This is a genomic window from Rhodococcus sp. P4_C10 (assembly GCF_056402135.1).
Map to the genome: position 1 here is coordinate 61,421 of NZ_JBFUHZ010000002.1, position 26,994 is coordinate 88,414.

The following is a 26,994-nucleotide window of genomic DNA, read 5'->3' on the forward strand; positions in this document are numbered from 1 at the left end:
CTGAACGAGCAGCCTGTGCCGACAATGAAGTGATTCCCACTGCGTGAGGATCCGGATGAAGAACTTCTCATCGCCTGATCCGCACCGCGACGCCGCGCAGCCGCTCGCAGTCGTACACGAACCGTACGGCTCGTCGGACGCGTTTCCGTTGTCTGCGGTCCAGAGAAGCGTGTGGTTCGGACAGCAGCTCAGCCCGACGGCGCCGATCTTCATCGCGCAGTACGTGGAACTGCACGGCGACGTGGACCTCGACCTGCTGCGTTCGGCGGCGGTGACCGCGGCCCGTGAGTTCCAGTCGCCGTTCCTGCGTCTGGTGGACACCGGCGGGGAACCGAGCCAGATGGTCGACCATTCGATCGACACCTCGATCGCGTTGTTCGACTTCCGGCAGGAGAAGGACCCGCTCGGCGCGGCGCATGCGTGGATCGACAACGACTACGTCACCCCGATCCAGCTGACGCGGGACCGTCTGGTGGAGATGACCATTCTCCAGGTCGGCGACAGGGATTATTTGTGGTACACACGAATTCACCACGTCGCGCTCGACGGCTACAGCGGCATGACGATGCTGAACCGGATCGCGGCCCTCTACACCGCCGCATCCAAGGGTGTCGAGCCGGAAACGAACCGGGCTCTCGACCTGCGCACGCTCTACCAGCTGGACCAGAGGTACCGCTCGTCGAGCCGGTTCGAGGGCGACCGGGAGTACTGGGCGGAGCATGTGCGCGGGATCGAGGGCGGTTCCACGCTCGCGCACCGGGACGGCCCGGCCGCGGCCCGCAGCCGGCTGGAGAGCGCACAGCTGACCGACGCGGCGCTCGATCGGCTGAACTCCTCCGACGACCTGGTCGGCGCCACGTCCGCGGCCGTACTGATTGCGGGGTTCGCCTGCTACCTGTCGAGGATGACGGGCAGCCGCGACGTCCTGGTGAACATACCGGTGTCCGCGCGTACCACCGCGCCGCTACAGCATTCCGGCGGCATGCTCGTCAACGTCGCCCCGCTCCGGATCACCGTCGATCCCGACGACACCGTCGCCGGCCTCGTGCGGCGGGTGCAGCTGGAACTGATGGGCGCGCTGCGTCACCAGAGGTGCAGCCTCGAGGACATCCGGCGCGACGCCGGGTTGACCGGCGCGCGGCAGGGACTGTCGGGGCCGATGGTCAACGTGATGCTCTTCCGTCAGGAGATCACCCTCGGGTCGATCGTCGGCGAGTACCACATCGTGACCTCCGGACCGGTGCGGGACCTGCTGGTCAACATCTACCAGAGCGGCTCGCCCGCCCGGACGCTCGTCGACTTCCGCGGCAACCCCAACAGATACGGGGAGGAGGAGTTGCGCGCCCATCACCGGCGCTTCGTCGAACTCGTCGAGGCCCTGCTCGCCGCCGAGCCGAACACCGTGGTGTCGGACCTCCATGCCGAGTCGGCCCGGATCGGGGAGCGCATGCGGCGCGAGGCCGCCGAGCTGGCCTTCTGGACGCAGGAACTGGCCGGGCAGCCGGAATCGGCGGTGCTGCCCCGCGCCGGCCCGGCGGCGACCGGCCGGACAGGTCGGGGCTCGGTCGCGCGCGCACTCGACCGCGACCTGCACACCGCGGCCACGGCGCTCGCCCGCGGCCTCGACGTCGGGCCGTTCACCATGCTGCACACCGCACTTGCCGCGGTGCTGAGCAGGCTCACCGACGTCGACGACATCGTCGTCGCCGCCCCGGTGCCGGCCCGCCCCGACGGCACCCCCACCCGCAACACCGTGGCGCTGCGCACCCCGATCGACCCGTCCGCCGCGTTCACCGACCTGGTGCTCGAGACCGGCGAAAGAGAGCGCCGCGCCTTCGCACACCCGGAGACCCCCATCGAGCGGGTCGTCGAGACGCTGGGCGCGCCCCGGCCTCGCGTGACGTTCGGCGTCCACACCGCCCCGTCCGCCGCGATCGCTCCGGAGGACACCGAACTCACGGTCGACCTGACCGAGCACTTCACCGCGCAGGGCGCGCCCGCCGGTATCGACGCGCGACTGACCTACGACAACGCCGCGCTCGACGAGCACACCGTCACCGCCCTGATCGACCGGTTCGAGCGCCTGCTCGCCGGTGTCGCCGAGGATCCGGACCGGCCGGTGGGGGACGTGCCCATCCTGACCGCTGCGGAGACCGCGGGCCTGACCCCGGTGGAGGGTCCGGCCGACGTCGCCCCGCGGACCCTCGCCCAGATCCTTGCCGACGCGGTCGCGGTCGATCCGGACCACGAGGCGGTCGTCGCCGACGGGCGCAGGCTCTCCTACCGTGAACTCGACGAGCTCGCCGACAGCTTGACCGGCCGTCTCCTCGATCACGGAGTCGGTCCGGATTCCGTTGTGGCCCTCGCGATTGCGCGTTCGGTCGAGTCGGTGACCGCGGTCTGGGCGGTGGCGCGAACCGGGGCCGCCTTCCTGCCCGTCGACCCGGACTACCCGGTGGACCGGATCGAGCACATGCTCTCCGACTCCGACTCCGGCGCCGGAATCGGCCTGACGGTCCGCGCTCACCGCGACGGGTTGCCCGAGACCACCACGTGGCTGGTCCTCGACGACCCGATCGCGCAGCCGGACCCCCCGTTCTCCCGCGTCGCGGCGACCGGGCCGGTGCATCTCGACGACGCGGCCTACCTGATCTACACCTCCGGATCGACGGGGGTGCCCAAGGGCGTGGTGGTCACCCATCGCGGGCTGGCGAACCTCGCCGCGGAGGAACGCGAACGGTTCGCGATCACCGCGGACTCGCGCACCCTGCACTTCTCCTCGCCGAGCTTCGATGCGTCCGTGCTCGAACTGCTGATGGCGGTGGGGGCCGGCGCGACGATGGTCGTGGTCCCGCCGAACGTGTTCGGCGGCGCGGAACTGGCGGACGTGCTGCGCCGCGAGCGGGTCACGCACGCCTTCGTCACCCCCGCCGCGCTCGCATCCGTCGATCCCGCCGGACTCGACAGCCTCGACTGCGTGGTCACCGGCGGTGACGTGTGCCCGCCCGAGCTGGTCCGGCAGTGGGCTGCACCGACACCCCCGGGTTCCCGAGGCGGGCCGACACCCCCGAGTTCCCGCGGAGCAGGTCGCCGGATGTTCAATGCGTACGGCCCGACCGAGACCACCGTCGTCGCGGGCATCAGCACCACGTTGCGGCCCGGCGCCACCGTCACCATCGGCGGGCCGTCTCGCGGATGCGGTGAAATGGTCCTGGACCGGCGGCTGCAGCCGGTGCCGGAGGGGGCGGTGGGGGAGCTGTACGTGACGGGCGGCGGGCTGGCCCGCGGCTACCACCACCGGCCGGGACAGACCGCGGACCATTTCGTGGCGGACCCGTTCAGTGCCACCGGCGGGCGGATGTACCGGACCGGCGACCTGGTGCGGTGGCATGCTCGGGCGAGCGGCGCGACCGCGAACACGGCCGCGCGCGAGCTCGAGTATCTCGGCCGCAGCGACTTCCAGATCAAGATCCGTGGCTTCCGGATCGAGCTCGGTGAAGTCGATGCCGTGCTCCAGGCGCATCCGAGTGTCGCGTTCGCGGCGACCACCGGGTACACCCGTCCCTCCGGGGACGTCGTGCTGGTCGGCTACGTGCGACCCGCGGCAGGCGCCGAGATCGACGAGGCCGAGCTCCTCGCTCACGCCGCCGAGTCGCTGCCCGCGTACATGGTGCCCGCGGCCCTCGTCACACTCGACCGGGTCCCGCTGACACCCGCCGGCAAGTTGGACCGCAGCGCGTTGCCGGAACCGCGCTTCCGCGGGACGTCCGCCGGATACCAGGCGCCGCGCAACAAGACGGAGGAGACCGTCGCGGCGGCGTTCGCGGATCTGCTCGGCGAGGAACACGTCGGTGTCGACGACAGCTTCTTCGATCTCGGCGGCGACTCCCTGGTCGCCACGCGAGTGATCGGACGGGTGAACCTGGCGCTGCCGGTGCGGCTGAGCGTGCGTGACCTGTTCGCGGAACCGACCGTTTCGGGACTGGCACACCACGTCGATCGGATCCTCGAGAACGCCGACCCCGGTCGGCCGGCGCGGGAGCGACCTGCGCTCGTTGCGCGGGACCGCCCGGACCGGCTCCCGATGTCCCCGGCGCAGCAGCGGATGTGGCTGGTGAACCAGATCGACACTGCGTCGCCGGCTTACAACATTCCGTTCGCCGTGACGTTCACGGGCGAGCTCGACCGTGCGGCGCTGCAGACCGCGTTGAACGACGTGATCGACAGGCACGAGGCCCTGCGGACGGTGTTCCCGGCAGATGCGAGGGGGCCGTGCCAGGTGATCCTGCCGGCGTCGGACGTCGCAGTGGACCTGACACCCGTTGTTGTGGACCCGGAGCGGGTGGGGGAGACGGTCGCGGCGACGGCCGCCGCCGGTTTCGATGTCCGCGGGCAGGTTCCGCTGAGAATCGTGCTGCTGCGGACCGGGTCGCGTCGACACGTCCTGGCCGTTGTGCTGCACCACATATCGGCGGACGGGCAGTCCGTCGAGCTGTTGGCCCGAGACGTGGCGGCGGCGTACGCCGCGCGGGTGGCCGGTCGCGCACCCGAGTGGGACCCGCTGCCGCTGCAGTACGCCGACTACGCCCTGTGGCAGCACGAACTGCTCGGGGCGGAGGACGATCCGCAGTCGCTCGCCGCCCGGCAACTCGCCTACTGGGGTGACCGGCTCGCCGACCTTCCGGCGGCGATCTCGCTGCCGCACGACCGCCCCCGATCCCCGCGTACGACCGCGTCCGGCGACCGGATCGAGTTGGACGTGGAGGCCGGGATCCACCGTGACCTGGTCCGGATCGCGCGCGAGCACGGCTGCACGCTGTTCATGGTCCTGCACGCCGCGCTCGCGGTGGTGCTCGCCCGGCTCGGCGCCGGGTCCGATGTCGCCGTGGGCACACCGGTCGCCGGCCGCGGCGAACCCGAACTGGACGACATCGTCGGCATGTTCGTCAACACTCTCGTCCTGCGCAGCACGGTCCGGCCCGAGACCACGTTCGCCGACCTGCTGGCACAGGTGCGCGAGACCGACCTGGGAGCCTTCGCCCATGCCGATCTGCCGTTCGAGCGGCTGGTCGACGAGTTCGCCTCGGACCGGTCGCCCACGTACGCGCCGCTGGTGCAGGTGCTGCTCGAGTTCCAGCACGGCGCGCCGACGACGGTGGCGATGCGGGGACTGTCCGCCGAGGCCGTCGAGGTGGACCCGGGTGTCGCCAAGTTCGACCTCCAGCTGGGAGTGCGGGAACGGTTCGACGACTCGGGTCGCGCCGCCGGCCTGTCCGTGGCCCTGCAGTACGCGACCGACCTGTTCGACCGCGCCACCGTCGCCGGGATCGGCGACCGGTTGGTGCGGGTCCTCGCCGTGGCGGCCGGCGACCCGACCACGGTCGTGGGCGACATCGTGATCACCGACGAGCGGGAAAGGGCGCTCGCGGCGCAGGAGCGGCCCGGCCGCGTGGTGCCGGCGGCCACACTGCCGGAGCTGTTCGCGAGTGCCGCGGCACGGAACCCGGACGCCTGCGCGGTCGTCTCCGGTGCGAGGCGCGTCCGCTATTCCGAGCTGGCGGCGCGCGCGAACGCGCTGGCTCGTTTGCTGATCGGTCACGGCGTCGGTCCGGGCTCTCTGGTGGCCGTCGCGACGGCGCGTTCGGACGATCTGCCGGTCGCACTCCTCGCGGTCCTCACGACCGGCGCCGCCTACGTTCCCGTGGACGTGGACTATCCGGCGGACCGCATCGCCTACATACTCACCGACGCGTCGCCGGTGTGCGTCCTGGTCGACGGTGCCGAGAACGGTTCGGCTCTGCGTCGCAACGACATTCCGGTTGTCGATCTCGGCGATCCCCGGGTGACGACCGCGCTCGACGAGCTGTCGCCCGAGGCGGTGACCGATGCGGACCGGACCTCGCCGTTGCACCCGGATTCGCTCGCATACGTGATCTACACGTCCGGGTCGACCGGACGGCCCAAGGCGGTGGCGGTGTCGCACCGAAGTGTGACCACGCTGTTCGGCAGTGCGCAGGAGTTGTTCCGATTCGACGGCGACGACGTGTGGACGATGTTCCATTCGTACGCCTTCGATTTCGCGGTGTGGGAGCTGTGGGGAGCGCTGATCCACGGCGCCACCGTGGTGCTGGTCGACCAGATCACCGCTCGCTCGCCACGCGAGCTCCTGCGGCTGCTGCAGGACGAGGCGGTCACGGTCCTGTGCCAGACCCCGAGTGCCTTCTACCAGCTGGCCGACGCCGAGCGGGCACGCGCCGACGAGGGGGACGCCGCGGTGCTGCGGCTGCGGTACGTGATCTTCGGTGGGGAGGCGATGGATCCGGCGCGGCTCACCGCGTGGTTCGCGCGCCGAGGGGATTCCACACCGCAGCTGGTGAACATGTACGGGATCACCGAGACCTGCGTGCACGTGACCCACGACCCGCTGACCAGGGCTTCGGCGGGCCGCGGCCGGGGGTCGATCGGCCGCCCGCTGCCGGGGCTGCGGGTGCGCGTGCTCGACGAGCGGTTGCACGTGGTGCCTCCCGGGGTGGTGGGGGAGCTGTACGTGTCGGGCACGCAGCTGGCGCGGGGCTACCCGAGTCGCGTGGGGGAGACGGCTGCGCGGTTCGTTGCAGACCCGGCCGGGGCCGGCACCCGGATGTACCGCACCGGCGACCTGGGCCGGTGGCGGGTGGACGGCACGCTCGAGTACGCGGGCCGCAGGGACGATCAGGTGCAGGTGCGCGGATACCGGGTGGAGCTCGGGGAGGTGGAGTCGGCACTCGCGGCGGTATCCGGGGTGGGGTCCGCGGTGGTGGTCGCCGACGCGGGCCCCGTCGGGATCCGGCTGGTCGCGTACGCGGTGCCGGACGGCGGTGCGGTCCTCGATCCGGACGAGGTGAGAGTGTCCGTCGCCCAGTGGCTTCCGGGCTACATGGTGCCGTCGGCGGTGGTGATCCTGGACCGGCTGCCGGTCACCGCGCACGGCAAGCTCGATCGCGCGAGCCTGCCCGCACCCGGTGTCGCCGGGCACTCCTACGTCGCGCCGCGGAACCCGGTCGAGGAGATCGTCGCGGGCGTGGTCACCGATCTGCTCGGTGTCGATCGGGTCGGCGCGGGCGACGGATTCTTCGCGCTCGGCGGCAATTCGCTGGTGTCGGCGCAACTGGTCGCCCGGATCAACGACGCGACCGGCGCCGCGCTCGGCATCCGGGACGTCTTCGACGGCCCGACCGTCGCCGAGCTCGCCCGGCGGGTCGGCGGGGAGGGCAGCGGGGTGCGCCGGCGATCGCTGAGTCCGGGTGCCCGGCCGGCCCGGATCCCGTTGTCCCCGGCGCAGCAGCGGATGTGGTTCGTCAACCAGTACGACCCGCAGTCCCCGGCCTACAACATCTCGTTCTCGCTGCGGTTGTCGGGAGACCTCGATGTCGAGGCGCTGCGGGCCGCGTTCGGCGACGTCGTCGCCCGGCACGAATCCTTGCGCACGGTCTACCCCCTCACCGGCGACGGACCCTGTCAGCAGATCCTGCCTGCCGAGCTCGCGGAGTCCGGACTCGAGGTGGCCCGGGTGCTCGATGGCGACGACCTGCGCTCCCGGGTGCGGGCGACGGTGGCACGCGGCTTCGACGTTGCGGAACAGGTCCCGTTGTCGGCAAGCCTCTTTCGGGTCGACGAGACGGACCATGTGCTCACCGTGGTGCTGCACCACATTCTCGCGGACGGCTTCTCGCTGAAACCGTTGGCGCGGGACGTGGCCGCCGCGTACGCGGCGCGCCTGGGCGGCGGCGCGCCGCAGTGGCCGCCGTTGACCGCGCAGTACGCGGACTACACGCTGTGGCAGCGCGATTGGCTCGGGAGCGAGGACGACGCGTCGTCCCCGCTCGCCCGTCAGCTCGACTACTGGACCACCACGCTGGCGGGCCTGCCCGAGGTACTGGACCTGCCGAGCGACAGGCCCCGGCCGGCGGACCGCTCGCAGTCCGGTGGGCGCGTCGAGTTCGCGGTCGACGAGCGGCTGCACCGGGGCCTGATCGCGCTCGCCCACAGCCGCGACGCGAGCGTGTTCATGGTGGTGCACGCGGCGCTGGCCGCCCTGCTGTCCCGGCTCGCCGGCACCGACGACATCGCGATCGGCACCCCGATCGCCGGCCGCGGCGCCGCCGCCCTCGACGACCTCGTCGGGATGTTCGTGGGCACCCTCGTCCTGCGCTGCGATGTCGGCGGCGCCTGCTCGTTCGGTGAGCTGCTGCACCGGGTCCGGGAGGCCGATCTGGGCGCGTTCATGCACGCGGACATCCCGTTCGAACGGGTCGTGGACGCGCTGGATCCGCCCCGCTCGCACGCGCACACGCCGTTGTTCCAGGTGATGCTTGAGTTCCGGACCATCGCGCAGCCGGAATTCGCGCTGCCGGGTCTGCGGGTGGAGCCAGTCGACCCCGGCGAGGTGGCCGCGAACTTCGACCTGCAGCTCACCGTGGCCGAGGAGTTCGACGCCGCGGGCGGCGGAGCGGGAATGGCCGCCGGCCTGGTGTTCGCGACCGACATGTTCGACGAGGCCACCGCGCGGACCCTCGCCGACAGGTTCGTGCGGATCCTCGAGGCGGTGGCCGAGTCCCCGGACCTGCCGGTGGCGGACATCGACATCCTCGACGGCGCCGAGCGCGCCGCGCTCACCGCGGTGGAGGGGGTGCCGGGCGCGTCGCCGCGCACGTTGGCCGCGGTGCTCGCGGCGGGCGCGGCGATCGATCCGCACGCGCCGGCGATCCGATTCGACGGCCGGGAGATCCTCTACCGCGACCTCGACCGCGCGTCGACGAGGCTCGCCCGCAGCCTGATCGACACGGGCGTCGGCCCGGGGTCGGTGGTGGCGCTGGCCATGCCCCGCAGCGTCGAGTTCGTGATCGGCCTGTGGGCCGTCGCGAAGTCCGGGGCCGCCTTCGTCCCGGTCGACCCGGCGCACCCGGCGGAGCGGCTCGCCTTCCTGCTCGACGATTCGGGTGCGATCCTCGGGCTGACGCTCGCGCGGTCCCGGGACGCCCTGCCCGAGGAGCCGCGCTGGTGGACGCTCGACGCCGGCCGCCTGATCGGCGAACCCACTGCCGCCGCACCGATCCGCGACACCGAACGGACCGCCCCGCTGCGGCTCGACGACGCGGCCTACCTGATCTACACGTCCGGATCGACGGGAACTCCGAAGGGCGTGACGGTCACTCACCGCGGTCTCGCGGCGTTCGCCGACCACCTGCAGCGGCGGTGCCGGACGACGCCCCGGTCCCGGACACTGCACTGCGCATCACCCAGTTTCGACGCATCGATCCTCGAGCTGCTCCTCGCGTTCGGTGCGGGTGCGACCATGGTGATCGCGCCGCCCACCGTGTACGGCGGCGGCGAGCTGAGAGATCTGCTCGCGGCCGAGCGGGTGACCCACTGCATGCTCACGCCGACGGCGCTCGCGGCGACGGATCCGGCCGGACTCGACGACCTGGTGTGCGTGCTGTCGGGCGGTGAGGCGTGCCCGCCCGACGTGGTGGCCCGCTGGGCCCCGGGACGGCGGATGTACAACGCGTACGGGCCGACGGAGGCGACCGTCGCGGCGAGCGTCAGCGACCCGTTGTTCCCGGGCGATCCCGTCACGATAGGCGGCCCGGCACCGGGTTTCCGCGTGCGAGTGCTCGACCGCAGGCTGCAGCCGGTACCCGTCGGGGTGCCCGGCGAGCTGTACCTCGCGGGCCCGGCGTTGGCCCGCGGCTACCACCGGCGTCCGGGGCTGACGGCCGGCCGGTTCGTCGCCGAACCCGGCGGGGATCCCGGCGAACGGATGTACCGCACGGGAGACCTCGTGCACTGGACCGCAGGCGGTCGGCTGGTCTGCCTGGGGCGCGCCGACCGTCAGGTCAAGGTGCGCGGCAACCGGATCGAGCTCGGCGAGGTCGAGTCGTGCTTGACGGCAGACGGATCCGTCGCTCAGGCGGTGGCCGACGTGCGCGCGGTCGGGCGCGGGGGAGACCGGCTGGTCGGGTACGTGGTGGCCGCCGCGGGGGCGGAGGTGGACACGGCGCGCCTGCACGAGGCCCTGGCGGCGCGGCTGCCCGGGTACATGGTCCCCGCACACATCGTCGTGCTCCCCGAACTGCCGATGACCGTGCACGGCAAGCTCGATCGGGCGGCCCTGCCGACGCCCGACCACGGGGCGGAGGTGTCGGTGGGCCGGGCGCCGTCCGGCGCGACCGAGGAGACCCTGGGCCGGCTGTTCGCGGACGTTCTCGGGCGCGGCACCGTCGGGACGGAGGACTCGTTCTTCGCCCTCGGCGGCGACAGCATCATGTCGATCCAGCTGGTGGCGCGCGCGAAGGCGGCGGGGCTGTCGCTCACACCGCGTGACGTGTTCGACAACCCCACCGTCGCCCGGCTCGCCGCGGTGGCCGACTCGAACACCGCCACCGCACCGTCGACGCTCGAGGAACTGCCCGGCGGCGGTGTCGGGGAGGTACCGCTCACCCCGATCCTCGCGTGGATGCTCGGCCGCAGCGCCGGCCGGATCGACCGGTTCTCCCAGTCGGTGTTGCTGTCGCTGCCCGACGGAGTCGACCGGGCCACGCTCGAGGTCGCGGTGCAGGCAGTCCTCGACACGCACGACATGCTCCGGGCCCGGCTCGGCCGCGACGGTGACACCGACAGTGACACACCCCGTCGCTCCGCTCGCCCCGGTGGCTGGCGAATGACGGTTCCCGGCGTCGGGGGCGTCACGGCCCGGGACTTGGTGACGCGGATCGAGGTCGATTCACTGGACGACGCCGCGTTCGACGTCCGCGCGGCCGCGGCGGCCGACACCGCGGCCGACCGCCTGGATCCGGCCGCAGGCACGATGGTGCAGGTCGTGTGGTTCGACGGGCCGTCCGGCACCGGCCGGCTGCTGCTGGTCGTCCACCACGCCGCCGTCGACGGCGTGTCGTGGCGCGTGCTGGTGGCGGACCTGGCATCGGCGTGGGCGCAGGCGTCGGAGGGGCGGGTGCCCGCGCTGCCGCCGGTGGGCACGTCGATGCGCCGGTGGGCGATCGCGCTGGAAGAACTCGCCCCGCAGCGGGTCCCGGAACTGCCGATGTGGGAGCGAATCCTCGGCGGCCCGGACCCGACGATCGGGTCGCGGCCGCTGGATCCCGCGCGCGATGTCGCCGCCACGAGCGAGGTGCTGACGTTGGAGGCGCCGCCCGAGATCACCGATGCCGTCCTCACCGCGCTGCCGGAGTCGCTCCACGCCGCCGTGCTGGACGGGCTGCTCACGGCACTCGCGATGGCGGTGGTCCGTTGGCGCGGCGAGCGTGGCGCCCCACGGTCCGACGTCCTGCTCGGCGTCGAGGGGCACGGGCGGGAGGAGTCGGCGGTGCCCGGTGCGGACCTGACGCGAACGGTCGGCTGGTTCACCACGATGTCGCCGGTGCGCCCGGACCTGTCGTCGATCGATCTCGCCGAGGCGTTCGCCGGGGGCGCGGCGGCGGGCGCGGCGGTCAAGCTCGTGAAGGAGGCGCTGCGGGCGATCCCGGACCGGGGGATCGGGTACGGGCTGCTCCGCGAACTGGCCGGGAAACCCGGGGCGGGACTGGCCGGGGAACCCGGGCCGCAGGTGCGCGGGTGGCGCGAGCCCCAGATCGTCCTCAACTACCTGGGCCGGATCACGGCGGGCGCCGGCGACGATCCGCAGGCGTGGCTGCCCACCCGGCGGCACGGGCTCGGCGGCGCCCATGAACCACGGATGCCCGTGACGGCCGTCGTCGACATCGCGGCCGGGCTCGTGCCGCGGCCCGGAGGCGCCGTCCTGCAGTCGTCCTGGACGTTCCCGACCGGAGTTCTCGATGCCGACGACGTGCACCGGCTCGCCGACCTGTGGCACCGGGCGCTGGGTGCGCTCGCCGCGTACGCCCACAGCCCCGGTGCGGGCGGTCTCACCCCGTCCGACGTCGATCTCGTCCCGCTCGACCAGACGGCGATCGACGCCCTCGAGGCGCGCCGGCCCGGGCTCACCGACGTGTGGCCGCTGACCCCGCTGCAGTCCGGACTGCTCTTCCACGCCCGTCTCGCGGAGCGATCGGTGGACGCGTACATGGTCCAGCTCGTCGTCGAGCTGCACGGCCGACCGTCGCGGGAGCGGATGCGCCGGGCCGCGCGGACTCTGCTCGATCGTCACCCGAACCTGCGGGCGTGCTTCGTGGAGGACGACGCCGGCGACGTGTACCAGGTCGTCGAGGGCCGGATTCCGGTGCCCTGGCATGAGATCGACCTGTCCGGACTCGACGGGGCGACGGGTCGGGAACGCTGGCGGGACCTGCTCGCGGCGGATCGGGCGACGCCGTTCGTGATGGACCGCGCACCGCTGCTGCGCTTCACCCTGACCCGGACGGGAACGGAGGAGTACCGGCTGCTGCTCACCCACCACCACATCCTGCTGGACGGCTGGTCGACGCCGCTGCTGCTCGAAGAGCTGCTCACCCTCTATGCCGCGGACCGGGAGCCGCCCCCGGCGGGCGACTACCGGGACTACCTGACGTGGCTGACCGCGCAGGACCACGCCTCCGGCGTCGAGGCGTGGCGCCGGGCCCTCGCCGGCGTCGACGGGCCGACGCTGCTGGTGCCGCGGGACGAGCCTGTGCTCGCTCCGCAGGCTCCGCTCGACGGTGTCGCGGCTCCGGCCGAACCCGGGGAGGTGACCGTGACGCTGCCCGCCGAGGAGACCGAGGCGCTGGCGACGGCCGCCCGGGAGCGCGGGGTGACGGTCAACACCGTCGTCCAGGTCGCCTGGGCGCTGGCGCTCGCGGCCCTGACCGGACGCGCCGATGTGGTGTTCGGTGCGACGGTGTCGGGCCGCCCGCCGCAGGTGCCCGGGATCGAGTCGATGATCGGGCTGTTCATCAACACCGTGCCGGTGCGGATCGAGTTCGATCCCCGCGAAACCGTCGGCGAGCTGCTGAGCCGCGTGCAGGCGGAGCAGGCGGCGATGCTCGACCACCACCACGTCGGGCTCGCCGACATCCAGCGGGAGGCGGGTCCGGCGGCGGTGTTCGACACCCTGACGGTCTTCGAGTCGTACCCCGTCGACCGCTCGGCGCTGGCGAGCGACACCGACGTCGCCGGCCTGCGGGTGGCGGGCGTCGAGGGTTTCGACGCCACGCACTATCCGCTGACCGTGCTCGCGAGCATGGACGAGCGCCTGCGGCTGGTCCTGAAGTACCGGCCGGACCTGCTCGACCCGGCCGAGGTGGAATCGATCGCCGCCCGGCTGCGGCGCGCGTTCGCGACCGTGACACACGAGACGGCGCACCCCGTCGCCCGGGTCGACCTGCTGTCCGCGGACGAGCGGGCCGCGGCCGCGCCGATCCGCGGCGGTGCGGCGAGTCCGCCGCGCCCGCTGCCGGAGATCCTCGTCTCCGGGGCCCGGATCGAGCCCGACGCCGTCGCGGTGGACTCGGAGGACGCGCGGCTGTCGTACCGGGACCTCGACGCGGAGTCGAATCGACTGGCGCGGCAGTTGATCGACGCGGGGGCGGGACCGGGCGCGGTGGTGGCGATCGCCCTGCCGCGGTCGGCGCGTTCGGTGACGGCCGTGTGGGCGGTGGCGAAGACCGGTGCGGCGTTCGTCCCGGTGGATCCGACCTACCCGCCGGCCCGCGTCCAGCACATGCTCACCGACTCCGGCGCCGCGGTGGGACTGGTGCTCGACGCCGATCACGGGCGCATGCCGGACTCCGTGCACTGGCTGGTGGTCGACGATCCGGACTGCGAGGCGGACCTCGCCGCACGGCCGGCGGATGCCGTCCACGACGCGGAGCGGCCGAGTCCGGTGCACACCGACGACGCGGCGTACCTGATCTACACGTCGGGATCGACGGGCAGGCCGAAGGGTGTGAGCGTCACCCACCTCGGCCTGTCGTCCCTGCTCGCCGCGCAGCGCGACCACTATGCGATTCCGGCCGCGGCGCGCTGCCTGCACGTGTGCTCGCCGAGCTTCGACGTCTCGGTCCTCGAGCTGCTGCAGGCCGCGTCTGCGGGCGCGACGCTGGTGATCGCGCCGCCGCGCGTGTACGGCGGGGCCGATCTCGCCGGACTGCTGCGCCGGGAGCGAATAACCCACGCCTGCATCACGCCCGCCGTGCTCGCCACCGTCGAGCCCGACCGCCTCGACGACCTCGACGTGCTGGTCGTCGCGGGCGACGCCGTCGGCCCGGAACTGGTGGCCGACTGGGCGCCCGGACGAACGATGCTCAACGGATACGGGCCGACCGAGTCGACGATCCTGACGACGATCAGCGCGCCCCTGGTGCCCGGGGCGCGGGTGCCGATCGGGGGCCCGGTGAACGGCACCGACCTGCTCGTCTTCGACGGTTTCCTGCGACCGGTCCCGGCCGGCGTGCCGGGTGAGCTGTACATCGCGGGCGCGGGACTGGCCCGCGGATACCACCGGCGGGCCGCGTTGACCGCCGTGCGATTCGTCCCGGACCCGCGCGGCGCGCCCGGCAGCCGGGTGTACCGCACCGGCGACGTCGTCCGGTGCCGGCCGGACGGAGCGCTCGACTACCTGGGCCGCAGCGACTTCCAGGTCAAGGTGCGGGGGCTGCGCGTCGAGCTCGGGGAGATCGACGCGGTGTTCGCCGCCCACCCGGCGGTCGGGTTCGCCGTCACGGCCGCGCGGGCACGCGAAGCCGGCGACCCGATGCTGGTGACGTATGTCGTGCCGAACACCGCGGACGGCGTCGACGTCGCCGCCCTCACGGACTTCGCGGGCGGGCGCCTGCCGGCGCACATGGTGCCGACGACGGTGGTGACGCTCGACGCGGTCCCGCTCACCCCGGTGGGCAAGCTGGATCGCGCCGCACTGCCCGAACCGGAACTCGCCTCGCTGACACCGCGATTCCGGGAAGCGGGCAACTCCACGGAGGCGGCACTGGTCACCGTGTTCGCCGAGGTGACCGGCATCGACACGGTGGGGGTCGACGACAACTTCTTCGCGCTGGGCGGCAACTCCCTCAGCGCGACGCGGGCGGTGGCCCGGATCAACCGCGTGCTGGGCAGCAGGATCGGGCTGCGAGACCTGTTCGAGTGCCCGACCGCGGCCGCGCTCGCGCCGCGGTGCGGGGCCGCCACCGCACTGCCCGGGGACGGGCTGCGCACGGGCGTCCGGCTGGACCGCATCCCGCTCTCGCTTGCGCAGGAACGCATGTGGTTCGTCAACCAGTTCGATCCGTCGTCGGCCGCGTACAACGTGCCGATGGTGTTGCGGCTCTCGGGGAGTCTCGACGCGCCGGCCCTGCGGCGGGCCCTGGTCGACGTGGTGGAGCGGCAGGAATCGCTGCGGACGGTGTTCCCGTCCTCGGCCGCAGGCCCGTCCCAGGTGACGGTGCCCGCGCCCGGCGTGGTCGGGGACCTGACGCCGGAACCGGTCACCGCGGACCGGGTGACCGCCCGCGTCGGGGAGATCGTGCACGAGGGATTCGACGTGGCACGCGAGGTCCCGGTGCGGGTGCGCCTGCTGCGGACCGGGCCGGACGAGCACGTCCTCGTGCTCGTGGTCCACCACATCGTGGCCGACGGGTTCTCGATCGGACCCCTGGCCCGTGACGTCGCGACGGCGTACGCGGCCCGGGTCGGCGGCGCCGCACCGGGCTGGGGGCCGCTGCCGGTCCAGTACGCGGACTTCGCCGTGTGGCAGCACGCGGCGCTGGGTTCCCGGGACGACCCGGACTCGCGCGTCGCCGGCGAGATCGCCTGGTGGGAGGACCGACTCGCGGGGGCGCCGCCGGTGACGGGGTTGCCGCTGGACCGTCCGCGCGAGCCCCGGCGCTCGACGCGCGGTGGGCGGGTCGAGCTCTCGGTGGAAGCCGGCGTCCACCGCAGGCTCACCGAACTCGCGCGCCGGCACGACTCGACGCCGTTCATGGTGGTGCACGCCGCACTCGCGGTGCTGTTGTCCCGAGTGGGGGCCGGCCGCGACGTCGTCGTCGGAACCCCCGTCGCCGGGCGCGGCGAGGCCGAACTGGACGACGTGGTCGGCATGTTCGTGAACACCCTGGTGCTGCGCACCGCGGTCGATCCGGCGGCGCCGTTCGACGCGGTGCTCGCCGGGACGCGCGAGGCGGACGTGGACGCCTTCGCACACGCCGACGTGCCGTTCGAGCGGCTCGTCGAGAGGTCGGCCTCGGCGCGGTCGACGTCGTACGCCCCGTTGTTCCAGGTGATGCTCGAGTTCCGCAACGTCGACCGGCCCCGCGTCGGCCTGCCTGGCCTGACGGCCGACGTGCTCGACATCGACATGGGCGAGGCCAAGTTCGACCTCCAGTTCGGGATCGGCGAGCGATTCGACGACTCCGGCGCTCCGGCGGGACTGACGGGCGACGTGCTGTTCGCATCCGACGTGTTCGACGAATCCACCGCGACGGCACTCGCGGACATGTTCGGCCGGGTGCTCGCGGCGGTCGCGGCCGATCCGTCCGTCCGGGTCGGGGACATCGACATCGCGGGGGCGTTCGCGCGCGAGGAGGCGGCGGAACTCGCGCGCGGACGCGTGCCGGCTGCCGCGGCGGAGGGGACGCTGCCGGACCTGTTCGCGGCGGCGGCCGCCGCCGACCCGGACACGGTCGCCGTGGTCGCCCCGGGCATGCGGGTGACGTACCGCGAGCTCGACGAGCGTTCGAACCGGCTGGCGCGCTGGCTGATCGACCGCGGCATCGGTCCGGAGTCGGTGGTCGCCGTGATGATGGATCGGTCGGCGGACCTGGTGGCCGCGCTGGTCGGGGTCGCGCGGTCGGGTGCGGCGTACCTGCCGGTGGACCCGTCGTATCCGGCGGCGCGAATCGGATACATGCTCGACGACGCGGCACCGGCCTGCGTGCTGGTCGACGCGAGCGCGCCGTCGGATCTCGGCGTCGGCAGCGTCGGCGACGGCGGTGCCGGGGCGCCCGTGGTGCGTCTCGACGACCCCGACATCCGCGCACAGCTCGACGCGCGGGACACCGCGCCGGTGACCGACGCCGAGCGCATCGGTCCGCTGCACGCGGATTCCGTCGCCTATGTGATCTACACGTCGGGTTCGACCGGGAGGCCCAAGGGCGTCGCGGTGACCCACCGGAACGCGGTGACGCTGTTGACCGGAGCCCGCGCCGTGCTCGGCTTCGGCGCGGCCGACGTGTGGACGATGTTCCACTCGTTCGCGTTCGACTTCGCGGTGTGGGAACTGTGGGGGGCCTTGGGGTTCGGCGGCCGGCTGGTCGTCGTCGAGCACGACACCGCGCGGTCCCCGGACGAGCTGCGACGCCTGCTGGTGGCCGAGTCGGTGACGATGTTGAGCCAGACGCCGTCGTCGTTCTACCAGTTCGCGCGGGCCGATGCCGCGGCCGACGGCGGCACCCTCGCGCTCCGCTGGGTGGTGTTCGGCGGCGAGGCGCTGGACGTCGCCCGCCTCGCCCCCTGGGTCGACCGGCACGGGTGCGCCGCACCGGCTCTGGTGAACATGTTCGGCATCACCGAGACCTGCGTGCACGTGACGTGGCGGGTGATCGACGTCGCGGCGGTCACCGGGCCGCGCCCCACCGGGTCGGTGATCGGCGGCGGACTTCCCGGGGTGCGGGTGTGGGTGCTCGACGAGCGCCTGCGTCCCGCACCGCTCGGGGTCGCCGGCGAGTTGTACGTGTCGGGCCCGCAGGTGGCGCGGGGATACCGGGGACGGCCCGGACTGACCGCGGGACGCTTCGTCGCCGACCCGTTCGCGGCGTCGAGCCGGATGTACCGCACCGGCGATCGCGCCCGGTGGACCTCGCGCGCCGAGCTCGAGTTCCTGGGGCGCAGCGACTCCCAGGTCCAGATCCGGGGATTCCGGGTGGAGCCCGGGGAGGTCGAGTCGGCGCTGTCCGCGGTTCCGGGTGTCGCGTCCGCGGTCGTGCTTGCACAACCCGGACAGGTCGACGGCGGCGCGCGGCTGGTCGCGTACGTGGTCCCGGAGTCCGGAGCCGGCCTCGACCCGGTCGCGGTCACCGAGGCCGTCGGCCGTCGGCTGCCCGGACACATGGTGCCGTCGGTGACGACGGTCCTGGCGGAGTTCCCGATCACCGCGCACGGCAAGCTCGACCGCGCCGCCCTCCCCGAGCCTCGACCCGAGAGCGTCGGTGGGACGGCACCCGGCACCGGCACCGAACGCGTGCTGGCGAAGCTGTTCGCGGAGATCCTCGGCGTCGAGACGGTCGGTGCCGACGACTCGTTCTTCGGGCTCGGCGGCGACTCGATCATGTCCATCCAACTGGTGTCCCGGGCGAAGGCCGCAGGGGTGACGTTCACGCCGCGCGACGTGTTCGAGCGCCCCACCGTCGCGGGCCTCGCCGGGGTCGCCGACCGCACCGATCCCGACGACGTCGTCGAGCTGCCGGAGCTGCCGGGCGGCGGCGTCGGCGATGTTCCGCTCACGCCGATCATGCGCTGGATGGTCGAGCGCGGGGGAGCGCCGGGTGGTGGCGGCTTCCGCCGCTTCTCGCAGTCGGTCCTGCTCGAGGTGCCCGCCGGAATCGACGGCGACACCCTGACGCGCGCGGTGGGCGCGGTCCTGGACCGGCACGACATGCTGCGGTCCCGGCTGCGTCCGGACGCCCGCTCGGCGTCCGGATGGCGGCTCGAGGTGCGACCGCCGGGTGCGGTGCCCGCCGATACGGCCGTGCGGCGGATCCCGGTCGACACCGTCACCGGAGCGGGCTTCACCGCGGCCGCCCGCGACGCGGTGGAAGCGGCCGCGGATCTGCTGGACCCGGAGTCCGGGATCATGATCGCGCTGGTGCACTTCGTCGGGGGCGACGCGGACCGACTGCTCGTCGTCGCCCACCACCTCGTGGTCGACGGGGTGTCGTGGCGGATCCTGATCCCCGACCTCGCAATCGCCTGCACGCAGGCCTCGGACGGCGCGGAACCGGACCTGCCGGCGACCGGCACGTCGATGCGGACGTGGGCGGACGGGCTCGTGCGGGCGGCGCGGGAGCGCGCCGGCGAGCTGGGCCGGTGGTTGTCGACGGTCCCCCGAGCGCCGGCGGGACGCGCTGCGCGCGAGCTCGATCCGTCGGTCGACGTGGCCGGCACCGTCGAGCGCGTCGAGGTGGAACTGCCGGCCGACGTGACCCGGGGCCTGACGACGACGGTGCCGCGGGTGTTCCACGGCGCAGTCGACGACGGTCTGCTCACCGCGCTGGCCCTCGCGCTCGTGCACTGGCTGCGTGGTCGCGGCGTCGAGACCGAGGACGTCGCGGTGGCGCTCGAGGGACATGGCCGGGAGCCCCAGGTGGTGCCGGGCGCCGACCTGTCCCGCACGGTCGGGTGGTTCACGTCGATCTACCCGGTGCGTCTGGACCTGTCGGGCGTCGACGTCGAGGAGGCTCTCGGCGGTGGCGCTGCCGCCGGTGCGGCGGTGAAGGCGGTCAAGGAGCAACTGCGCGCGGTGCCCGACCACGGGATCGGGTACGGACTGCTCCGGTACCTGAACGACGAGACCCGGCCCGAGCTGAGCCGGTTGCCCGAGCCCGAGATCAGCTTCAACTACCTCGGTCGACTCGACGGCGGCTCCGATTGGCGCGGAGACGGAAGTTGGCTTCCCGTCACGGAGTCCGGCCTGCACGACGCCGTCGCGGCCGGTATGCCGGTGGCATTCGCGATCGATGTCAACGCGGTGACGGTGCCCGGTCCGGACGGCCCGCGGATCAAGGCGACGTGGGCGTTCCCTCGCCGTGTGCTCGAAGCCGCGGACGTGCAGCGGCTGGCGCAGGGGTGGATCGTCGCGGCCCGCGCGGTGGTCGCGCGGGCAGACGCGCCGGGTGCGGGCGGTCGGACGCCGTCGGATCTGGGTCTGGTGCACCTGGACCAGTCCGCCGTCGAGCGGTTCGAGGACCGGTTCCCCTCGCTGTCCGACGTGTGGCCGCTGAGCGCGATGCAACGCGGCCTGTTCTTCCACGCCGAACTGGCCGACACCTCGGTGGACGCGTACCTGGTGCAGCTGATCCTCACCCTCGGCGGCGTCGTCGACTCCCGGCGCCTGCGGGGTGCGGTCCAGGGCGTGCTGGACCGGCACGCGAACCTGCGCACGGGATTCGTGCGCGCTCCGGACGGGGAGGCCGCGGCGATCGTCCTGGACGGGGTGGCCGCGCCCTGGGCGGAGACGGACCTGAGCGCGTCCGCCGAGCCGGCGGCGTCGGAGCGGTTCGCCGAGATCCTGGCCGAGGACCGCACCCACCCGTTCGTCATGGCGTCGCCGCCGCTGCTGCGAATTCGTCTGGTGCGCATGCCCGGTGGCACGAGCCGACTGGTCCTGACCAACCACCACATCCTGCTCGACGGGTGGTCGACGCCGTTGCTGCTCGCGGAGCTCGTCGTCCTCTACGCCACCGACGGCGACCCCTCCGCGCTGCCGCGGGTGCGCCCCCACCGGGACTACCTCGAATGGCTCGCGGCGCAGGACCGGTCGGCGGCGCTGCACGCGTGGACCGACGCCCTCGACGGGCAGGACGAGCCGACCCTGCTGGTCCGCGCCGGGTCCGCCACGACCGCGCAGTCCACCCCGTCGCGGGACCTGCCGTACGAGTTGGACGTCGAGACGACCGAGCGGCTGCGGGTCCTCGCACGTGAGCGCGGGCTGACGCTCAACACCGTCGTCGAGGTCGGGTGGGCGATCGTCCTCGGACTTCTCACCGGCCGCGACGACGTCGTGTTCGGCAGCACGGTGTCCGGGCGGCCCCCGCACGTGCCCGGCATCGAGTCGATGATCGGGCTGTTCATCAACACCGTGCCGGTCCGGATCCGGCTCGATCCCGCGGAGACTCTGGGTGCGTTGCTCGACCGGGTGCAGGCGGAGCAGTCGTCGCTGCTCGACCATCACCACGTCGGGCTCACCGACATCCAGCGCGCGGCGGGACCGGGTGCCGGCTTCGACACGCTCACCGTTTTCGAGTCCTATCCCGTGCCCGGCGAGCTGTCCGCGGACGCCGACATCGCGGGGATGCGGGTGACCGGCATCGAGGTCCGCGACTCCGCCCACTACCCGCTGAGCGTGGTCGCGTCCACGACCGACCGTCTGCGCCTGACGATGAAGTTCCGCCCGGACCTCCTCGGACGGACCGCGGTCGACGCTGCCGCCCGCCGACTGCTGCACGTCCTGCGCGCGATCGTCGACGATCCGGGGCGGCGCCTGGCCGGACTGGACCTGCTGACCGCGGACGAACGCCGGGTGCTGGCGCCGGTGCGGGGAGGTCCACGCGGCGCGGCCCGCACCCTCCCGGAGATCCTCGCGGCCGCGGCCGCCCCCAACCCGGAGGCGATCGCGCTGGTCGCCGACGGACGCGAGCTCACCTATGCGGACCTCGACGCTCGGTCCAACCGGGTTGCACGGGCACTGATCGACCACGGTGTGGGGCCGGAAACGTACGTGGCGCTGGGTGTTCCACGGTCCGTCGAATCGGTTCTCGCGATGTGGGCGGTGGCCCGCACCGGGGCCGCGTTCGTCCCGGTGGACCCGGACTATCCCGCCGAACGGGTGCAGCACATGCTCGCCGACTCCGGTGCCCTCGTCGGGCTCACCGTCGCGGCCCACCGGCACCGGCTGCCCGACACGCTGCCGTGGCTGACGCTCGACGACCCCGGATTCGCCGCGGACTGCGCTTCGCGATCGCCGGCGCCGGTGGCCGACACCGAGCGCACGGCGCCGCTGCGGGTCGACAATCCCGCCTACCTGATCTACACCTCCGGATCCACCGGCGTGCCCAAGGCCGTCACCCTGACCCATCGGGGCCTGGGGAACTACGCCGACGTGCAGCGGGACCGGTGCGCGGTGACCGCGGGCTCCCGGACGTTGCACTTCTCGTCTCCCAGCTTCGACGTCTCGCTGCTCGAGTACCTGCTGTGCTTCGCGGCGGGCGCGACCATGGTGATCGTGCCCCGCACCGTCTACGGCGGCGCGGATCTGGCCGCGGTGCTGAAGAAGCAGCGCGTCACCCACGCCTTCATCACGCCGGCCGCGCTCGCCTCGATCGACCCGACCGGGCTCGACGATCTGCAGTGCGTGATGGTCGGCGGGGAGGCGTGGCCGCCGGAACTCATCGCGGACTGGATGCCGCAGCGACGAATGGTCAACGTGTACGGGCCGACGGAGACCACGATCGTCGTGAACATCGAGGACTGTGTGCCGGGAGTCGCGCCGATTCCGCTGGGCGGGCCGATCCGCGGCGTCGCCGAGACGGTGCTGGACGCGCGACTTCAGCCGGTGCCGGCGGGCGTCGAGGGCGAGGTCTACATCGCCGGCCCGGGCCTGGCCCGCGGCTACCACCGGCGGGCCGGTACGACCGCCGGACGTTTCGTCGCCGACCCGTTCGGCGCGGCCGGCGGGCGGATGTACCGCACCGGCGACGTCGGGGTGTGGACCCCGGACGGGAAGCTCGAGTACCGCGGCCGCAGCGACTTCCAGGTGAAGGTCCGAGGCTTCCGCATCGAACTCGGCGAGATCGACGCCGTGCTGGCGGCGCATCCCGACGTGCGGTTCGCGGCCACGCTCGGGCGCCCGGGGCCGGGCGGCGACACCGTGCTGGTGTCCTACGTGGCAGCGGCCGGCGGCCGGGACATCGCCGTCGACGACCTCCGGGCGCGGTTGGCCGCGCAGGTCCCCGGCTTCATGGTGCCGACGTCGATCGTGGTGCTCGACGACATCCCGCTCACGCCCACCGGGAAGCTCGATCGCCGCGCACTGCCCGATCCCGAGTCCGGTCACGCCGCGGAGGTGTTCAGGTCGCCGACCAACCCGATGGAGGAGGCGGTGACCGAGGTGTTCGCGACGGTGCTCGAGGTGGACCGGGTGGGCACCGGCGACGACTTCTTCGAACTCGGCGGCAATTCGCTGTCCGCGACACGCGTGGTAGCCCGGCTCCGGGAGACCCTCGGCATCGATCTGGGGGTCCGCGCGCTCTTCGTCGCGCCGACCGCGGCGGCGCTGGCCGAGCGCATCGAACACGGGGCGGCGGGCGCGTCCGGCCGTCCTGTCCTCGAGGCGACCGAACGGCCGGACGAGGTCCCGCTGTCGCCGGCGCAGCAGCGGATGTGGTTCATCAACCAGTTCGACCCGGCCTCGCCCGCGTACAACGTCCCTCTCGTGGTGCGTCTGTCGGGTGCACTCGACGTCGAGGCCCTCGACGCGGCGCTGGCCGACGTCGTCGACCGGCACGAGTCGCTGCGCACCGTCTTCCCGGTCGGGCGCGACGGCCCGGTTCAGCAGATCTGCCCGGCGGCCGAGGCGGCGCCCGCCATTCGGCCGGTGCCGGTCGCCGACGAGCACGAGCTGGCCCGGCGGATCCACGCCGAGGTGTCCGCCGGGTTCGACGTCACCGCCCGGGTGCCGATACGTGGGGCGCTGTTCGTGCTCGGTGCCGACCAGCACGTCCTGGTGCTGGTGGCCCACCACATCGCGGTCGACGGGTTCTCGACCGGCCCGCTGTCCCGGGACCTGGTCCGCGCGTACGCCGCGAGGGCGGCGGGCCGCGCGCCCGAGTGGTCGCCGCTCGCGGTGCAGTACGCCGACTACACACTGTGGCAGCGCCGGCTGCTCGGTGACGACCACGACCCCGGGTCGGTGGCCGCGCGGCAACTCGACTACTGGACGTCGACGCTCGCGGGGGCACCGGATCTACTGGGGCTGCCGACCGATCGACCACGCCCACCCCAGCAGTCGTTCCGCGGCGGCCGAACGGGCTTCGCGATCGAACCGCGGCTGCACCGCGGGATCGAGGAGTTCGCCCGGCGGCACGGGACGAGCGTGTTCATGACGGTGCACGCCGCGCTCGCGGTGTTGCTGAGCCGTCTCGGCGACACCGACGACATCGTGATCGGCACCCCGGTCGCGGGCCGCGGGGAATCGGCTCTCGACGACCTGGTGGGAATGCTCGTCGGCACGCTCGTGCTGCGCACCCGGATCGAGGCCGCGCAGTCGTTCGCCGATCTGGTCGCCGCCGTGCGGGAGGCGGACCTCGGCGCGTTCGGGCACGCCGACATTCCGTTCGAGCGGGTGGTCGAGGCGCTCGACCCGCCGCGCTCGACCGCGTACTCCCCGATCTTCCAGGTGGCGTTGGAGTTCCAGAACGACTCGCGGGCCCGCCTCGACCTGCCGGGCCTGACCGTCGAGGGCCTCGCCCCGCCGTCCGGTGTGGTGAAGGAGGACCTCGAGTTCGTGCTCGCCGAGCAGTTCGACGGCTCGGGCGCCCCGGCCGGCATCGCCGGAAGCATCGAGTACGCCGCGGACCTGTTCGACGCCGACACGGTGCGCGGTTTCGCCGAACGGTTCCTCCGGGTCCTCGAATCGGCGCTCGCCGATCCGCACCGTGCGGTCGGTGACCTGGGGATCCTGCGCGACGACGAAGAGGGCGACCTCACGCCGACGCACGGCGGCCCCGACGCCCCGGAGATGCTGCTGCCGGGGCTGTTGGCCCACGCCGGGCAGGATCCCGATGCGGTCGCGGTCGCCTACGACGGCGACGAGGTGTCGTACGGCGAGCTGGACCGGCGGTCGAACCGGCTGGCGCGGATGCTGATCGGGCGCGGCGCCGGGCCGGAGCGCTACGTCGCGCTCGGGTTGTCGCGGTCGTTCGAGTCGTTGCTCGCGGTGTGGGCGGTCGCGAAGACCGGGGCGGCCTTCCTGCCGGTCGACCCGGAGTACCCGGCCGGCCGGATCGAGCACATGCTGGACGACTCCGGCGCGGTGCTGGGGGTGACCGTCGCCGGGGCGCGGAGTCGTCTGCCGGACGACGTCGACTGGGTGGTGCTCGACGATGCCGACACCACCGCGGTGGTCGCGGACATGTCGGACGCGGAGGTCGTCGACGCCGAGCGGATCCGCCCCCTGGGGGCCGAGAACCCCGCGTACCTGATCTACACGTCCGGGTCGACCGGCATCCCCAAGGGCGTCGTGCTCACCCACCGGGGCCTGGCGAACCTCGCCGCCGAGGAGCGCACCCGCCTGGACGTCACTCCCGGCGCCCGCACCCTGCACTTCGCGTCCCCGAGCTTCGACGCGTCGGTGTTCGAGATCGTGATGGCGCTGTGTGCGGGCGCGACCACGGTGGTCGTCCCGCCGGACGTCTACGGGGGCACCGAGCTGGCCGCTGCCCTGGAGGCCGGCCGCATCACCCACGGATTCCTCACCCCGACCGCGCTGGCGTCGGTCGATCCCGACGGGCTCGACTCGCTCCGCACGCTCGTCGTCGCCGGTGAACCGTGCCCCCCGGAACTGGTTGCGCGCTGGGCGCCGGACCGCGCGATGCTCAACGCGTACGGCCCCACCGAGACCACGATCATGGCGAACATCAGCGATCCGATGACCCCGGGCGCGCCGATCACGCTCGGCGGGCCGATCCGCGGCGTGTCCGAGCTGGTGCTCGACGCGCGCCTGCACCCGGTGCCGCGTGGCGTGGTGGGGGAGCTGTACGTCGCGGGGCCGGCCCTCGCCCGCGGCTACCACCGTCGGCCGGCGCTGACGGCCGGCCGCTTCGTCGCGGATCCGTTCGGTGAGCCCGGTGCCAGGATCTACCGCACCGGCGACCTGGTCCGTCGCCGGACCGACGGCACGCTCGAGTACGTCGGCCGCAGCGACCTCCAGGTGAAGGTTCGCGGCTTCCGCATCGAACCCGCCGAGACAGACGCCGCGCTCGCCGCGCAGGCGGGCGTCGGGTTCGCGGTGACGATCGCCCGTACCGGGCCGGCGGGCGAGACGCTGCTGTGCTCGTACGTGCACGCGGCCGGGGACGCGTACCTCGAGCCCGACGAGCTCCGACGCGGGGTGGCGCAGCGACTTCCGAGCCACATGGTCCCGGCGTCGGTGACGGTGCTCGACCGGGTCCCGTTCACCCCGACCGGCAAGCTCGACCGCGACGCGCTGCCGACTCCGGAGTTCGCGTCTGCCGCGACCGCGTTCCGGGAACCCGCGGGTCCGGTGGAGTCCGCGGTCGCATCGGCATTCGCGACGGTGCTGGGGGTGGAGCGGATCGGCGCCGACGACAGCTTCTTCGACCGCGGCGGCAACTCGCTGCTGGCGACCCGCGCGGTGACCGACCTCCGCGAGCGCCTCGGACGGGACGTCTCGCTCCAGATGCTCTTCCTGGATCCGACCCCGGCCGGAATGGCAGGCCGGATCGGCGCGACGGCTGCCGTCGGCGTCGAGGCCGCCCTCCGGGTCGTGATTCCGCTGCGCGGCACCGGAACCGGCCGCCCGCTGTTCTGCGTTCATCCTGGAATCGGGTTGTCCTGGGGGTACGCCGGACTGGTCCGGTACATACCCGTCGAACGCCCCGTGCTCGGCCTGCAGTTGCCCGCGATCACCGGCGGGCCGGCTTACGGATCGATCGGGGAGCTCGCGCGTCGGTACGTCGACGAGATTCGCGCGATCGCTCCCGAGGGACCGTACGACCTGCTCGGCTGGTCCCTCGGCGGCGTCCTCGCGCACGCGATGGCTGTCGAGCTGCAGCGCCAGGGCGAGTCCGTCTCGACCCTGGCGGTCATGGACAGTTACCCGGACGACGGCGCGGACCCGATGCTCGGACGGCTCGAGCTCGCGGAGTTGCTGCGCGGTCTCGGGCTGGACGTCGGAGCGCCCGACGAACATCGGGACCTGACCTACGACTCCGCGGCGCGCATGCTGGGCGAGTTCCTCGGCAGCGAGGGGATCACCGCGGCACACCTCGAGCGGATCAACGACGGTTACGCGCACTCACGACTGCTGGTGCACCGCTTCGTGCCGGGTGTCTTCGACGGCGACCTGCTGGTGTTCCCGGCGCAGCGCGGGCAGGAGGGAGGCACCGACCGCACGGCGCAGGAGTGGCGGCCGCTCGTCACCGGCGCCATCGACGAGTGCCCGGTCGACTGCGGGCACAACGACATGATCGAGCCGTCGTCGCTGGCTGTGATCGGTCCCACGCTTGCCGCGCGACTCGGGCGGCGGACCTGAGCGGTCGGAGTCGGGACCACCTCCTT

General features: G+C 73.1%; 1 protein-coding gene. It reads left to right on the top strand.

Features of this window, described 5'->3' with window-relative positions; all coding sequences use genetic code 11:
- The first annotated feature begins 55 nt into the window (after positions 1–55).
- Positions 56–26,968 (top strand): non-ribosomal peptide synthase/polyketide synthase, encoded by a 26,913-nt coding sequence (locus AC1DWC_RS01490; protein ID WP_477905517.1) that lies wholly within the window; start codon positions 56–58, stop codon positions 26,966–26,968.
- Positions 26,969–26,994 lie beyond the last annotated feature (26 nt).

Bases quoted from the DNA above. Each gene is read 5' to 3' on its own strand.
- AC1DWC_RS01490 (WP_477905517.1), top strand. From the start codon at position 56: ATGAAGAACTTCTCATCGCCTGATCCGCACCGCGACGCCGCGCAGCCG.